Origin of the sequence: Streptomyces alkaliterrae, assembly GCF_007097205.2 — a bacterium.
GTDB lineage: Bacteria > Actinomycetota > Actinomycetes > Streptomycetales > Streptomycetaceae > Streptomyces > Streptomyces alkaliterrae.
In genome coordinates, this window is the sequence record NZ_VJYK02000024.1 from 15,695 (window position 1) to 29,701 (window position 14,007).

A 14,007-nucleotide genomic window follows, 5' to 3' on the forward strand; every position below is an offset into this window, starting at 1 on the left:
GTTGTTGGGCGAGATCCTGGTGGTGTCCGGTACCGGTACGGAGGTCGGCAAGACGGTCGTCACGGCTGCCGTGGCGGCCTGCGCGCTGCGTGCCGGCCGTACGGTCGCGGTGCTCAAGCCCGCGCAGACCGGTGTCGCGGAGGGCGAGGCCGGCGATGTCGCGGAGGTCGGGCGGCTGGTCGGCGGGGCGGTGACGGGCCGGGAGCTCGGCCGCTATCCGGAGCCGCTGGCTCCGGCGACGGCGGCGGCGCGGGCGGGGTTGCCCCCGGTGTCGGCGGCGCGGGAGCTGGCCGCCGGTCACGACCTGGTGCTGGTGGAGGGCGCGGGCGGGCTGCTCGTCCGGCTCGACGAGCAGGCCTCGACCCTCGCCGACGTGGCCGGGCTGCTCGACGCGCCGGTGCTGCTGGCGGTCGCCGCCGGGCTCGGCACGCTGAACACGACGGCGCTGACGGCGGAGGCGCTGGCCTCGCGCGGGTTGGCCTGCCGTGGGCTGGTGGTGGGGAGTTGGCCGTCCGAGCCGGGGCTGGCCGAGCGCTGCAATCTCGACGATCTGCCGGTGGTCGCCGGTGCCCCGCTGCTGGGTGTGGTCCCGGGCGGGGCCGGGGGGTTCCAGGCGTCGCGGTTCACGGCGTCGGCGCCCGCGTGGCTGGCGCCGGAGCTGGGCGGTACCTGGGGCCGCCGGCCCGGCGGGTGAGCCGTACGTCCCCGTGGAGTGAGCGGCCCGTCAGAGCGTCCAGGTGCGCAGTTCGGCCGCGATGTCGACGAGTTCGGCGCGGCCTTCCTTGACGAGTCGGGCCAGGTCGCGGACCTTCTCCGGGGACGTGGCGACCTTCTCCCCCGCCGCGATCAGGTAGCCGTATGCGACGGCGGTGGCGAACATCGCGTTCGACCGCTCCAACGCCGGGATGTGCAGGAGCTGTTGGAGGAGGGCGGCGGCCCGCTCGGCCGGTTCCCGGTAGACGGGGCGGCCGAAGACGGCGGCGTCGTGCCGGCTGACGGCGGCGATCAGCGCGCCGTAGTCGGTGATGGCCGGGTCGCCGGGGATCTTCTCCTCCGCGACCATGAGCAGCCAGGCGAGGTCGATCCGCAGACTCACCGGCCGGTGTGGCCCTTGCGCTCACCGGAGCCGGAGTCGGCGGTCTCCAACGGGCGGTCCTCGCCGGACTCCCCGACGACCTCCCCGGTGAACTCCTGCGCGAACTCCTCGGCGAAGACCGCCTCGTACTGCTTCATGAAGTCGGCGGCGGACTCCACGAAGGAGTGACCCGCCTCGCCGGCGTCCCGCAGGACCAGTTCCTCGATGTAGCGGTTGACGCTCACTCCGCGGCGGCGCGCCTGCTGCCGCGCGGTGTCGGCGGTGGACTCCTCCACCCGCACGTTCAGCTGTGTCTTGGCCATAACACATACTAGCGCCGACCCGCTAGCTCGAGCAAGGTCCCGGCGTGCGCGGCTGCGAGGCCGTACGGTCGAGACAGCACCGGACGAAGAGCCGGCCCACTCGCCGGAGCGGGGAGGACGACGATGACCACCGCAGCGCAGCCGCAGCCGTCGGCCGACGAACGACCGGCCGCCCGGGCCCGGCTGCTCACCAAGCGGTACGGCGGCGACTCGGAGGTGGCCGTCACCGCGCTCGACGCCGTGGACGTGGACATCAACGCCGGACGCTTCACCGCCGTGATGGGCCCCTCGGGCTCCGGCAAGTCCACCCTCATGCACTGTCTGGCGGGGCTGGACTCGGTCACCTCCGGGCGGGTCTGGCTCGGCGACAGCGAGATCACCTCGCTCGGCGACCGCGAGCTGACCCGGCTGCGCCGCGACCGGGTGGGCTTCGTCTTCCAGTCCTTCAACCTGTTGCCCACCCTCACCGCCGGGGAGAACATCACCCTGCCCATGGACATCGCCGGTCGCCGGCCCGACCGGGCGTGGGTGGACGAGGTGATCACCACGCTCGGCCTCGGCGACCGGCTCCGTCACCGGCCCGCCCAGCTGTCCGGCGGACAGCAGCAACGGGTGGCGTGCGCCCGGGCGTTGGCGTCCCGACCTGAACTGATCTTCGCTGACGAGCCGACCGGCAATCTCGACTCGCGCTCCGGCCTGGAGGTACTGCGGCAGCTGCGGGTGGCGGTGGACCGGCTGGACCAGACCGTCGCGATGGTCACCCACGACCCGGCCGCCGCCGCCCACGCCGACCACGTACTCTTCCTCGCCGACGGCCGCCTGGTGGACGAGCTGGAGGACCCGACCGCCGAGGTCGTCCTGGAACGCATGAAGCGGCTGGACGTCCCGAGGGGAAGCTGACCGCGTGCTGCGCGCCACGCTGCGTTCACTCGCCGCCCACCGGGGCCGGCTGCTGCTGTCCGCGCTCGCCGTCCTGCTCTCGGTCGCCTTCGTCGTCGGCAGCGTCATCTTCTCCGACACCGTCCGCCACACCTTCGACCGGCTGTTCGCGGCGAGCGCGGCCGATGTGACCGTACTGCCGCGGGACGCCCCCGAGGGCCGCGACCAGACGCTCTCGGGGGCGCAGCCCACGCTGCCGGCCGCCCTCGCCGCGCCTGCCGCCGAGGTCGAGGGCGTCGCGGACGCCCGGCCGGAGGTACGGGTACAGAACGTCACCGTGGTCGGTGACGACGGGCGGCGGATCGGCTCCAGCACGGGCGCGCCGACAATCGCCACCGGCTGGTACCCGGAGCCGCGCCGGGTGGTGGAGCTCGCCGAGGGCCGGCCGGCACGCGGCGACCGCGAGGCGCTGCTGGACCGGGACAGCGCCGAACGGCACGACGTGTCGGTCGGCGACCGGCTGCGGATCGTCGCCGAGCCGGCCACGACGGAGGTCGAGGTGGTCGGCCTGGCGGCGTTCACCACCACCAACCCCGGCGCGACGCTGGTCTTCGTGGACCCTGACGTCGCCGCTCGCCTTCTGCTGGGCGACGCCGAGCGGGCCACCTCGATCGCGGTGACCGCCGCCGAGGGTGTGCCGCACCCGGTACTGCGGGACCGGGTGGCCGCCGCCTTGGGTGAGGGCTACACCTACCGGACGGCCGAGCAGCAGAGCGAGTCGGCCGCCGAGGAGCTGGGCACCGTGCTGGGCGTCATCCGCTGGGTGATGCTCGGCTTCGCCGGGGTGGCGGTACTTGTCGGCGTCTTCCTGATCATCAACACCTTCGCGATGCTCGTCGCGCAGCGCACGAGGGAGCTCGGGCTGCTGCGGGCACTCGGCGCCGAACGCCGGCAGGTGCGCCGGTCGGTGCTGGTCGAGGCACTGCTGCTGGGCGTCGTGGGGGCGAGCCTGGGGCTGCTGGCCGGGGTCGGGCTGGCGCACGCGCTGGTCCGGCTGATGGGCCTGCTCGGCATGTACCTGGACCCGGCGGACATCCGGATCGAGCCGGTGGTGCCGGTGGCGGCGTACGCGGTCGGGGTGGGCGTCACGTTGGTGGCGGCGGCTCTGCCGGCGCGGCGCGCGGGCCGGGTACCGCCGGTGGCCGCGCTGGCGGACACCGAGGTCAGCGCGGTGGGGCGGCCGCTGCGGCTGCGCGCGGCGCTCGGCGCGGTGGTGGCCGTCGCGGGGGCGGGGGCGCTGGTGCTGCTGGCCCGCGCCGAGTCGGCCGGGCGAGCGGGGATGTGGCTCGCGGTGGGTGTGGCGCTCACGCTGCTGGCCGCCGTGCTGGCGGGCCCGGCTCTGGTGCGGCCGGTGGTGCGGGTGCTGGGGCTCGGTATGCCGCGGGCGTTCGGGCCGGTCGCCGTGCTGGCCCGGCGCAACGCACTGCGCAATCCGCGCCGCACGGGCGCCACCGCCTCGGCGCTGATGGTCGGTCTGGCGCTGGTCACCGGGTTGTCCATCGGCGGCGCCTCGATCACCGCGTCCTTCGACCGGGAGGTGGACCGCACCCTCGGCGCGGACTTTGTCGTCCAGAACGAGAGCTTCCGCCCCTTCACCTCGGAGGTCGCCCGGCGGGTGGGCGCCGTGGAGGGTGTGGGCGTGGTCGTCCGGGAGCGCTTTGTGCCGCTGCGGCTGGCCCTGCCGGACGGCTCGACGCACCGCACGATCGGCGCGGCCGTGGACCCCGAGTTGGACGAGGTCGCCCGGGTCGAGTACGCGGCGGGCGACACCGCCGGGGCGGTGGGCGCCGACCGGTTGGCGCTCGACCGGCGGTTCGCCGCGCGGCACGGTCTGGAAGTCGGCTCGACTCTGGAGGCGGGCTTCGTCGGCGGGCGGACGGCCGAGCTGCGCGTCGGGGCGTTGGTGGAGAGCGGCAGTCCGGCGCCGGGCGGGGACGTCGGCGCGTTCCTCGGGCTGCCGACGCTGGAGCGCCACCAGGTCGCGGGGCAGGACGCGGTGCTGCTGGTGAACGCCGCCGACGGCACCGGTCCACCGGTCCTGCGGGAGCGGCTGGAGCGGGCCCTAGCGGACCTGCCACAGGTGCAGGTGCGCGACCACGCCGACTACAAGCAGCTGGTGCGCGACCAGGTGGCGGTGCTGCTGTACCTGGTCTACGCACTGCTGGGGCTCGCGGTGGTGATCGCGGTGCTCGGAGTAGTGAACACCCTGGCGCTTTCGGTGATCGAGCGGACCAGGGAGCTGGGCATGCTGCGCGCGGTGGGCATGTCGCGGCGGCAGCTGCGGCGCATGGTGCGCCTGGAGTCGGTGGTGATCTGCCTCTTCGGGGCGGTGCTGGGTCTGGCGCTGGGCGCGGTGTGGGGGCTGGCGCTGCACCGGCTGCTGGCGCTGGAGGGGCTGACGGTCCTGGCGGTGCCGTGGTGGACGGTGGCCGCCGTGGCGGTGGGTTCCCTGGTGGTCGGTCTGACGGCCGCCGTGCTGCCGGCGCTGCGTGCCTCCCGGATGAACGTGCTTGACGCGATCGCCCACGAGTGACCGCGCCCCGACGGCGTGGTTTGCCGGGCCTCCGCGTTTGCCGGGCGTTTACGTTTGCCGGGCGTTTGCGTTTGCCGGGCGTTTGCCGGGAAACCCGGGGCGGCGTGGTGGCGATCGCACCGGAGCAGGGGGTGCGGTTCCCGGTGCTGCGGGCCACCTGGACGACCCAGACCTTCCTGCACTGGCCCTACCCTCCCGGGCGGGTCCAGGAGCTCCTGCCCCGTGGCCTGACCGTGCAGCGGTACGAGGGCGCTGCCTGGGTGAGCCTGACGCCGTTTGTGATGGCCGGGGCACGCGGCCCCGGTGCGCGGGCCCGGCTGCCGGGGCTCGCGACGTTCCCGGAGACCAATCTCCGGACCTATGTGCGCGGCCCGGACGGTCGGGACGGGCTCTGGTTCTTCTCGCTCGAGGTGACGTGGCGGCCGATGCTGGCGGCGCGGGCGCTGGGGGTGCCATACCGGTTGGGTCGTCTCCAGGTCACCCGTGGCGGGGACCGCGTCCGGTACACAGGGGCTCGGTCGGGCGGCTTCCCCTGGTATCGGCTGACGGTTCGGCCCGGTGCGCCGATCACGCCGTCCGCCCGGGACGTGTGGCTGACCGGGCGCTGGCGGGCGTACAGCCGCCGCCTCGGCGTGTGCTGGCGGGTTCCCGTCCACCACGAGCCCTGGACGCTGCGTCGGGCGACGGTGGAGACGCTGGAGGAGACCCTGACCGTGGCGGCCGGTCTGCCCCCACCGTCCGACGAGCCGGTTGTGCACTTCTCCTCCGGCGTCGGCTGCGCCCGGCTCGGCGTCTTCCGCCCCTGCCTCCCACGACGGCCGACGGGGTGACCGTCACGGTCCCGCCGGGGTGGAAATCGGTCGCCAGGCAGGTGGAGGCTCTGCTTGGCTCCTTCCATGAGTGATCCACACATCCGCTGCGCGACCCGCTCCGACATCGACACCGTGCTGCGGTTCTGGCGCGACGCCGCCGAGGGGACGAGTATCAGCGACGATCAGGACGGGGTGGCGCGGCTTGTCGGCAGGGACCCCGAGGCGCTGTTGCTGGCCGAGTGGGACGGCGAGCTGGTGGGGACGGTGATCGCCGGGTTCGACGGTTGGCGCTGCCATCTGTACCGGCTGGCCGTGCATCCGGCGCACCGCCGGCGGGGTGTCGCGCGGGCGCTGCTCGCGGCGGCCGAGAAACGCTTTGCCGCGTTGGGCGGGCGGCGCGGCGACGCCATGGTGCTGGATGACAACGCACCGGCCCACCGCGCCTGGGAGGCGTCCGGTTACCGGCGTGAGGCGCGGTGGAGTCGCTGGGTGAAACCGTTGTGAGCCCCCGGCGCGCCGTCTTCGTCGGCGCGCCCCGGCTCGCGCTCCCGTACGCTGTGGGAACACAGTCCCACGGAACATCGAAAGGGGTCGGCGTCCGTCCATGGGCGAGCCTCCCAGTCCCAGAACCACCGCACCGCCATGCTCCACCCCCGGGCCCGGCCGGACCGGATGTGACACCGGTCGCCGCGCCCCCGCCGGACCCGCCGCCCTCGTCGGCCCGCCGGCCACCGGGGAGGTGACCCCGTGCTGGAGCTGGTGCTGCTGACGGTGGCGCTGCTGCTGACATTGGCCTGCGGGGTCTTCGTCGCCGCGGAGTTCTCCCTGACCACGGTGGAGCGCAGCACGCTCGAGCAGGCGGTACGGGAACGTCAGCCGGGCGCCGCGAGCGCGCTGAAGGCCGTACGGTCGCTCACCTTCCAGCTCTCGGCCGCGCAGCTGGGCATCACCGTCACCGGGCTGCTGATCGGCATGCTCGCCGAGTCCTCGATCGCGGCCCTGCTGTCCGGGCCGCTCGGCGCGTTCGGTCTGCCGGAGCGGGCGGCCACCTCGACGGCGCTGGTCCTGGGAGTGCTGATCTCCACGGTGGTGCTGATGGTGGTCGGCGAGCTGGTGCCGAAGAACTGGGCGATCTCCTCGCCGCTGCCCGTCGCCCGGCGCATCGCCACCCCGCAGCGGCTGTTCGCCACGGCGTTCCGGCCGCTGATCCGCCATCTCAACAACACCGCCAACCGCACCGTGCGCAGGATGGGTCTGGAGCCGACGGAGGAGCTGGCGTCCGCGCGCTCCCCGCAGGAACTGGTGGCCCTGGCCCGGCACTCGGCACGCGAGGGCGTACTGGAGGCGGACTCGGCCGAGCTCTTCGTCCGCACGCTGCACCTGTCGGAGCTGACGGCGGAGAACGTGATGACGCCGAGGGTCCAGGTGACCGCCCTGGAGGTGCAGGCCAGCGCCGAGGACGTGGCCAACGCGACGCGGGCGACCGGTCTGTCCCGCTTCCCGGTGTACCGGGAGAGCCTGGACACGGTTGTCGGTGTGGTGCACATCAAGGACGTGCTGGCCGTGCCCGCCGAGCTGCGCCCCCGGCAGAACGTGCTGGAGCTGCTGCGCGAGCCGCTGCTGGTGCCCGAGTCGCTGACCGTGGACCGGCTGCTCGACCGGCTGTCGGAGGCCCGCAGTCTGGCCGTGGTGATCGACGAGTACGGCGGCACGGCCGGGGTGGTGACCCTGGAGGACATCGTCGAGGAGGTCGTCGGCGACGTCCGGGACGAGCACGACCCGCAGGAGGCCCCCTATCTGGCGCCACTGGGCGCGGACGAGGAAGGTCACGAACTGTTCGACGCGGACGGCGCGACCCGCACCGACCAGTTGGAGGCGATCGGGCTGCGGGCGCCGGAGGGCCCGTACGAGACGCTGGCCGGGCTGGTCGCCACCGAGCTGGGGCGCATCCCCGTCGAGGGCGACACGCTTGAGGTGGCCGGCTGGCGGATCGAGGTCGTCGACGCCGCGGGCCGCCGGGTCTCCCGGGCGCGGCTGACCGCACCGCCCTCGAGCCCGGCGGACGCCGACGACGACGCCGACGGGGGGCCCGGACGATGACCCTCCTCCAACTGTTCGTCGGCGCGTTGATGATCTTGCTGAACGCGTTCTTCGTGGCGGCCGAGTTCGCGTTGATCTCGGTGCGGCGCAGTCAGATCGAGCCGCGCGCGGAGGCCGGTGAGCGGGGGGCGCGCAGCACCCTGTGGGCGCTGGAGCACCTGTCGGCGCTGATGGCCACCGCGCAGCTGGGCATCACGCTCACCACGCTGGTCCTCGGCGGTGTGGCGGAGCCGGCGATCGAGCATCTGCTGGAGCCGGCGTTCGTCGCGGTGGGGGTCAGCGGGGCGCTGGCCCACACGATCTCCTTCGTGGTGGCGCTCGCGCTGGCGACGTATCTGCACATGCTGTTCGGCGAGATGGTGCCGAAGAACATCGCGCTGGCCGAGCCGGAGCGCGCAGCGCTGCTGCTGGGGCCGGTGCTGGCGGCGCTGACCCGGGCACTGCGGCCGGTGGTGTTCACGGTGAACGCGTTCGCGAACACCCTGCTGAGGCTGCTGCGGGTGGAGCCGAAGAGCGGGGTGGAGTCGGTCTTCTCGGACGACGAGCTGGCCCGGATGGTCGCCGACTCGCGCGCCGCCGGACTGCTGGACGAGCGGGCCACCGCACGGCTGCGGGACGCGCTGGAGCTGGGCCGCCGACCGGTGTCGGAGGTCGTCCGGCCGGGCGCGCGGGTGGTGGCGGCGCGGATGGGCGTGACCCCCGAGCAGTTGGAGCGGCTGTCGGCCAGCTCCGGCTACTCGCGCTTCCCGGTCGTCGACGGCTCGGGCCGGGCGGTGGGGTATCTGCACGTGAAGGACGCGCTGGAGGCCGAGGCCCGCTCGTCACCGTTCCCGGTGGCGGCGATGCGGCCGATCGCGCGGGTGCGGGCGGAGACGCCGCTGGACGACGTGCTGGGCGCGATGCGGCGCAGCGGTACCCATCTGGCGGCGGTGATCGGCGCGGACGGCCAGCCGGCGGGCCTGGTGACGATGGAGGACGTGCTGCGGGAGCTGGTGGGCCACTCCCCCGCCGGCGGGCGCCCGGGCGCGGCCGAGGAACGCTGAACGCGGGTGGCCGCCGATCGGCGGCCACCACGGCGGGGATCGTTGACCGGGGCAACCGGATACCATGGCCCGGTCATGGATCACACAGCTGACCTCGCCAGTTTTGTCGCACTCGGGGACTCCTTCACGGAGGGCATGTCGGACGCGCTACCGAACGGCGGCTACCGGGGCTGGGCCGACCGCCTGGCCGACGACCTCGCCGGGCGCACACCGGGTTTCCGCTACGCCAACCTCGCGGTGCGGGGCAAGCTCATCGGACAGATCGTGGACGAGCAGGTCGAGGTCGCCGCCGCGATGGGCGCCGACCTCGTCACCCTGGTCGGCGGCCTGAACGACGTACTGCGGCCGTCCTGCGACATGGGCCGGGTGTGCGGACTGCTGGAGGAGGCGGTGGGGCGGCTGGCACCGTCCTGCGGACGGCTGGTGCTGATGCGCAGCCCAGGGCGGCAGGGACCGGTGCTGGAGCGCTACCGCCCCCGCATGGAGGAACTGTTCGACTTCGTCGACAAGCTGGCCGCCGAGCACGGCGCGCTGGTGGTCGACCTGTACGGGGCGCGCGCCCTCTCCGACCCCCGGCTGTGGGCGGACGACCGGCTGCACCTGAACGCGGAGGGCCACCGCCGGGTGGCCGAGGCCGTGTGGCAGCGGCTCGGCCTGCCGGCGCGCGCGGACTGGGACACTCCGCTGCCACCGGCCCCGCCGACCGCGTGGGCCGGCCGCCGAAGGGCCGACCTGCGCTTCACCCGGCAGCATCTGCTGCCGTGGATCGGGCGGCGGCTCACCGGGCGGTCCTCCGGCGACGGACGCGCCCCCAAGCGGCCCGACCTGGCGCCGCTGGCCTGCGAGGACACCCCGTAGAATCCGGTGGCGTGACTGACAAGCCGCGCATTCCGAACGTCCTCGCCAACCGCTACGCCTCGGCGGAGCTGGCCCAGCTGTGGTCCCCCGAGCACAAGGTGGTGCTGGAGCGCCGGCTGTGGCTGGCCGTGCTCCGGGCCCAGCGCGATCTGGGCATCGACGTGCCGGAGCAGGCGCTCGCCGACTACGAGCGGGTACTGGAGAACGTCGACCTGGCATCGATCGCCGAGCGGGAGAAGGTCACCCGGCACGACGTGAAGGCGCGGATCGAGGAGTTCAACGCGCTGGCCGGGCACGAGCACGTGCACAAGGGCATGACCTCCCGCGACCTGACCGAGAACGTCGAGCAGTTGCAGATCAGGCTGTCGCTCGAGCTGGTGCGCGACCGAAGCGTGGCGCTGCTGGGCCGGCTCGGCCGGCTGGCGGCCGAGCACGCCGCCCTGGTGATGGCCGGCCGCTCCCACAACGTGGCCGCCCAGGCCACGACGCTGGGCAAGCGCTTCGCGACCGCCGCCGACGAGTTGCTGGTCGCCCACCGGCGGGTGGAGGAGCTGCTGGAGCGCTACCCCCTGCGCGGCATCAAGGGTCCGGTCGGCACCGCGCAGGACATGCTCGACCTGCTCGGCGGCGACCAGGAGCGGCTGGCCGAGCTGGAGCGGCGGATCGCCGGTCACCTCGGCTTCGGCCACGCGTTCACCTCGGTCGGCCAGGTCTACCCCCGCTCGCTGGACTACGACGTGGTGACGGCGCTGGTGCAGCTCGCCGCCGCGCCCTCCTCGCTGGCGAAGACGATCCGGCTGATGGCCGGCCAGGAGCTGGTGACCGAGGGCTTCAAGGAGGGCCAGGTCGGCTCGTCCGCGATGCCGCACAAGATGAACACCCGGTCCTGCGAGCGGGTCAACGGCTTCGCGGTGATCCTGCGCGGCTACGCCTCGATGACCGGGGAGCTGGCGGGCGACCAGTGGAACGAGGGCGACGTGTCCTGCTCGGTGGTGCGCCGGGTCGCGCTGCCGGACGCGTTCTTCGCGCTGGACGGGCTGATCGAGACCTTCCTGACCGTGCTCGACGAGTTCGGTGCCTTCCCGGCGGTGGTCGAGCGGGAGCTCGACCGCTACCTGCCGTTCCTGGCCACGACGAAGGTGCTGATGGCGTCGGTGCGCGCGGGCGTCGGCCGGGAGACCGCGCACGAGGCGATCAAGGAGCACGCCGTCGCGTCGGCGCTCGCGCTGCGCGCGGGCGCCGAGCGCAACGAGCTTCTGGACCGGCTCGCCGCCGACGAGCGGCTGCCGCTGGACCGCGCCGAGCTGGACGCGCTGCTGGCGGACCGGCTGTCGTTCACCGGCGCGGCCGCAGGCCAGGTGGCCGAGGTCGTCGCGCGGATCGAGGAGGTCGTGAAGCGCCACCCGCAGGCCGCCGGCTACACCCCCGGGGCGATCCTCTGACCGGCGGCGTCGTGACGTCGGGCGCCGGTGAAGTGCCCGACGTCGTCGCGGAGGACCTGCGGGTGCTGTTCTGCGGCATCAATCCCGGGCTGCTGTCGGCGGAGACCGGGCACCACTTCGCCCGCCCCGGCAACCGGTTCTGGCCGGTGCTGCACCGGGCCGGGCTGACCCCCCGGCAACTGCGGCCGGACGAGCAGTTCGAGCTGCTGGAGTACGGGCTGGGCATCACCAACGTGGTGGCGCGGCCGAGCGCGAGCGCCGCCGAGCTGACCCGCGACGAGCTGCGGGAGGGCGGCCGCCGACTGGTCGCGCTCGTGGAGCGGTACCGGCCGCGCCGGCTCGCGGTGGCGGGAATCGGCGCCTACCGGACGGCGTTCGGGGAGCCGAAGGCGACCATCGGGCGGCAGAGCCGGACGATCGGCGACACCGGAGTGTGGGTGCTGCCCAACCCCAGCGGGCTCAACGCCGGCTGGTCGCTCGCGGCGCTGACCGAGGAGTACGGCAGGCTGCGGCAGGTGTCCGAGCACCCTTCCGGCTGAGGAGCGCGGCGGCACCCGCCGGGCGGGCACTCGGCGGGCGGGCACTCGCCCCCCGGCGGGCCAGCCGATACGATCCGGCCACGACCGGCCGGCAGGGAGGCGCTAAACGGTGGGCAGGCTCATCGGCGGGGACCCGTCGCTGCTGCGCAGGATCAACGCGGCCGTTGTGCTGCGTGAACTGCGTGGTGCGCGGGAGCCCCTGACCCTCAGCGACCTGGCGCGCTCCACCGGGCTCTCCCGCCCCACGGTGGAGGGCATCGTGGAGGGGCTGGTGGACGCCGGTCTGGCGGCCGAGTCCGCGGGCGCGGTGGGCGACACCAGGCGGCAGGGCAGGCCGGCCCGCCGCTACCGGTTCCGGGCCGAGGCCGGGCACCTGCTCGGGGTGGAGGTCGGCCCCCACCGGGTGTCGGCGGTGCTGTCGGACCTGGCCGGGCGCCGCCTGGGCACGGCCGACCGCGCCGCCTCCGAGCACACCGGCGCCGAGGAACGACTGGAACTGGTCGGTGAGACCACCGGGGAACTGCTCGACCGCAGCGAGGTGGCCCGCTCCACTCTCCGGGCCGTCGGCGTCGGCACGCCCGGCATCGTCAGGGACGACGGCAGCGTACGGCTGTGCACCGCGCTGCCCGGTTGGACGGGGCTGCCGCTCGGCGAGCGGCTGCGCCGCCGGTTCCGCTGCCCGGTACTGGTGGAGAACGACGCCAACTCGGCCGTGGTCGCCGAGCGTTGGCAGGGTGTCGCGGCGGGCTGCGACGACGTGGTGATGGTGCTGGCCGGACTGAGTCCGGGGGCGGGCTCGTTGATCGGCGGTCGGTTGCACCGCGGTTTCGGCGGAGCGGCCGGTGAGATCGGCGCGCTGCATCTGCTGGGCCGGGAGGCCTTCCCCGAGCGGCTGCTGTCGACCACCGGCGAGCCGCTGCACCCGCTGGACGAGGCCGCCGTCGCCGAGGTCTTCGCGCTCGCCCGGGCGGGCGACGACCTGGCGGGCAAGGCGATGGAACGATTCATCCAGCGCCTGGTGCACGATGTCGCCGCCCTGGTGCTCGCGTTGGACCCGGAGCTGGTGGTGGTCGGCGGCTGGGCGGCCGGGCTGGACGGCGTGCTGGGGCCGCTGCGGGAGGAACTCGCGCGGTACTGTCTGCGCCCGCCTCGGGTGGCGCTGTCGATGCTGGGCGACGCCGCGGTGGCCACGGGCGCACTGCGGCTGGCGCTGGACCACGTGGAGGAGCAGTTGTTCCGCGTCGAGGGCCGGTGAGCGGCGCCGCCGTAGGGCTCGGGGTTCGGCCGGCGGGCACGAGTGCGGCCCGGCCGTGGCGGCCGGGCCGAGTCCTCGTTCAGCTTGCCAGCAGTTCCATGGCGCCGGTGTCGCCGAAGGTGAGGCGGCAGGTGTCGGCGCGGTAGGTCGCCACCGAGGCGGCAGCGGGGCCGTCGTCCGCGAGGTAGCGGGTGGTGACGAGCAGCACGGGCGAGCCGGGCAGCCGGTCCAGGCGGCGGGCGTCCTCGGCTCGGGCCGAGCCGAGCTCCACCGTGCGCTCCTGGCCCTGGAGTTCACGTCGGTGCAGGGCGCCCAGCGCCGCGCGGGCGGTCTCCGCACCAGTGGGCGCGGCGGGCAGGTACAGCTCCTCGGTGGCGACGGGCTGGCCGTGGGCCCGCCGGGTGCGGCGGATCAGGTGGGCCGGACAGCCGACCGCGCGGCCAAGCAGCCGGGCCACGGCCGCCGGGACCTCGACGCGCTCGGAGCCGTCGATCTGCCAGTCGTCGCCGGGCGCGCCGGGCCAGCGGTCGTGCGCCGGGGAGACGTCGACGCCGACGCGCGGCGGGGCGACGGTGGTGCCGATGCCGCGCCGCCGCTGGAGGCGGCCTTCCAGCTCCAGTTGCTCCAGCGCCTGCCTCAGAGTGGCCCGGGCGACGCCGTAACGGGCGGCCAGGTCGCGCTCGTTCGGCAGGATCTGACCGACCTCGAACTCGTTGTCCAACGCCTCGGTCAGGGTTGTCTTCAGGTGCCAGTACTTCGGCTCCGGTGCCGCTTCCAGCTGTGTCGTCCCCACCCTGCGCCTCCGCTGTCCCGGTGTACGCGCCCGGCGGCCCCACCGGGGCCGCGGCTGTCGGGCCGCTTTACGTGGGCTTCTTTATTAAAGGTCCTTGCGTATGGCAGTGACGATAGAAGGCGACCGGTACTTGGTCAAGACCAATGGGCGGGGGTGGCGCCGGCCGTCCGGGGCCTGATCGATAGGTTCGGTGGCTCGGCAGGGGTTTGCACCCGCCACGGGCGGGCGGCGCGGAGAGGAGCGGACGATGGCACGGCGGGTCACGGTGGTCACCGGCGGGGGCAGGGGTATCGGG

At 74.2% G+C, this 14,007-nt stretch carries 14 protein-coding genes; 11 read left to right on the plus strand and 3 right to left on the minus strand.

All coding sequences use genetic code 11. The features are described 5' to 3' along the window. Positions 1-4 precede the first annotated feature (4 nt). Positions 5-694, plus strand: coding sequence for a dethiobiotin synthase (gene bioD, locus FNX44_RS04075; RefSeq protein ID WP_143646541.1), 690 nt, complete (start codon positions 5-7; stop codon positions 692-694). 30 nt (positions 695-724) lie between these two features. Here bioD and FNX44_RS04080 read toward each other — a convergent pair whose 3' ends face one another. Beyond that, positions 725-1,096, minus strand: a complete 372-nt coding sequence (locus FNX44_RS04080) for a fic family toxin-antitoxin system, toxin component (RefSeq protein ID WP_143646542.1) — start codon at positions 1,094-1,096, stop codon at positions 725-727. Continuing rightward, complete coding sequence (locus FNX44_RS04085) at positions 1,093-1,398, minus strand: antitoxin (RefSeq protein ID WP_228449634.1); 306 nt, start codon at positions 1,396-1,398, stop codon at positions 1,093-1,095. The genes FNX44_RS04080 and FNX44_RS04085 overlap by 4 nt, the downstream gene beginning before the upstream one ends. A 123-nt stretch (positions 1,399-1,521) precedes the next feature. Here FNX44_RS04085 and FNX44_RS04090 point away from each other — a divergent pair, with 123 nt between their 5' ends. From FNX44_RS04090 to FNX44_RS04135, 10 genes are all read left to right on the plus strand, one after another. Next, positions 1,522-2,298 (plus strand): ABC transporter ATP-binding protein, encoded by a 777-nt coding sequence (locus FNX44_RS04090; protein WP_143646543.1) that lies wholly within the window; start codon positions 1,522-1,524, stop codon positions 2,296-2,298. Between the two features lie 4 nt (positions 2,299-2,302). After that, a complete protein-coding gene (locus FNX44_RS04095; protein WP_143646544.1) occupies positions 2,303-4,870 on the plus strand; it encodes an FtsX-like permease family protein in 2,568 nt (855 codons plus the stop codon). 107 nt (positions 4,871-4,977) lie between these two features. Next, positions 4,978-5,700 (plus strand): YqjF family protein, encoded by a 723-nt coding sequence (locus FNX44_RS04100; RefSeq protein WP_407699103.1) that lies wholly within the window; start codon positions 4,978-4,980, stop codon positions 5,698-5,700. A 66-nt stretch (positions 5,701-5,766) separates the two neighbouring features. Beyond that, complete coding sequence (locus FNX44_RS04105) at positions 5,767-6,186, plus strand: GNAT family N-acetyltransferase (protein WP_143646545.1); 420 nt, start codon at positions 5,767-5,769, stop codon at positions 6,184-6,186. 243 nt (positions 6,187-6,429) lie between these two features. Beyond that, positions 6,430-7,782: a hemolysin family protein gene (locus FNX44_RS04110; protein ID WP_143646546.1), complete on the plus strand. Its 1,353-nt coding sequence runs from the start codon at positions 6,430-6,432 to the stop codon at positions 7,780-7,782. Continuing rightward, positions 7,779-8,825, plus strand: coding sequence for a hemolysin family protein (locus FNX44_RS04115; protein ID WP_143646547.1), 1,047 nt, complete (start codon positions 7,779-7,781; stop codon positions 8,823-8,825). Before FNX44_RS04110 ends, FNX44_RS04115 begins: the two co-directional genes overlap by 4 nt. A 75-nt stretch (positions 8,826-8,900) precedes the next feature. Beyond that, positions 8,901-9,683 carry an SGNH/GDSL hydrolase family protein gene (locus FNX44_RS04120; RefSeq protein ID WP_143646548.1) on the plus strand — a complete coding sequence of 261 codons (783 nt, stop codon included), beginning with the start codon at positions 8,901-8,903 and terminating at the stop codon, positions 9,681-9,683. Positions 9,684-9,694: 11 nt separating this feature from the next. Then, positions 9,695-11,125, plus strand: coding sequence for an adenylosuccinate lyase (gene purB / locus FNX44_RS04125; protein WP_143646549.1), 1,431 nt, complete (start codon positions 9,695-9,697; stop codon positions 11,123-11,125). An 11-nt stretch (positions 11,126-11,136) separates the two neighbouring features. Then, positions 11,137-11,664, plus strand: a complete 528-nt coding sequence (mug, locus tag FNX44_RS04130; protein ID WP_323369057.1) for a G/U mismatch-specific DNA glycosylase — start codon at positions 11,137-11,139, stop codon at positions 11,662-11,664. A 109-nt stretch (positions 11,665-11,773) separates the two neighbouring features. Continuing rightward, entirely contained in the window at positions 11,774-12,919 is a 1,146-nt protein-coding gene (locus FNX44_RS04135) for an ROK family transcriptional regulator (RefSeq protein ID WP_143646550.1), read from the plus strand. A gap of 79 nt (positions 12,920-12,998) precedes the next feature. Here the strand turns inward: FNX44_RS04135 and FNX44_RS04140 are convergent, their stop codons facing one another. Next, positions 12,999-13,712 carry a GntR family transcriptional regulator gene (locus FNX44_RS04140; protein ID WP_143646551.1) on the minus strand — a complete coding sequence of 238 codons (714 nt, stop codon included), beginning with the start codon at positions 13,710-13,712 and terminating at the stop codon, positions 12,999-13,001. Between the last annotated feature and the right edge of the window lie 295 nt (positions 13,713-14,007).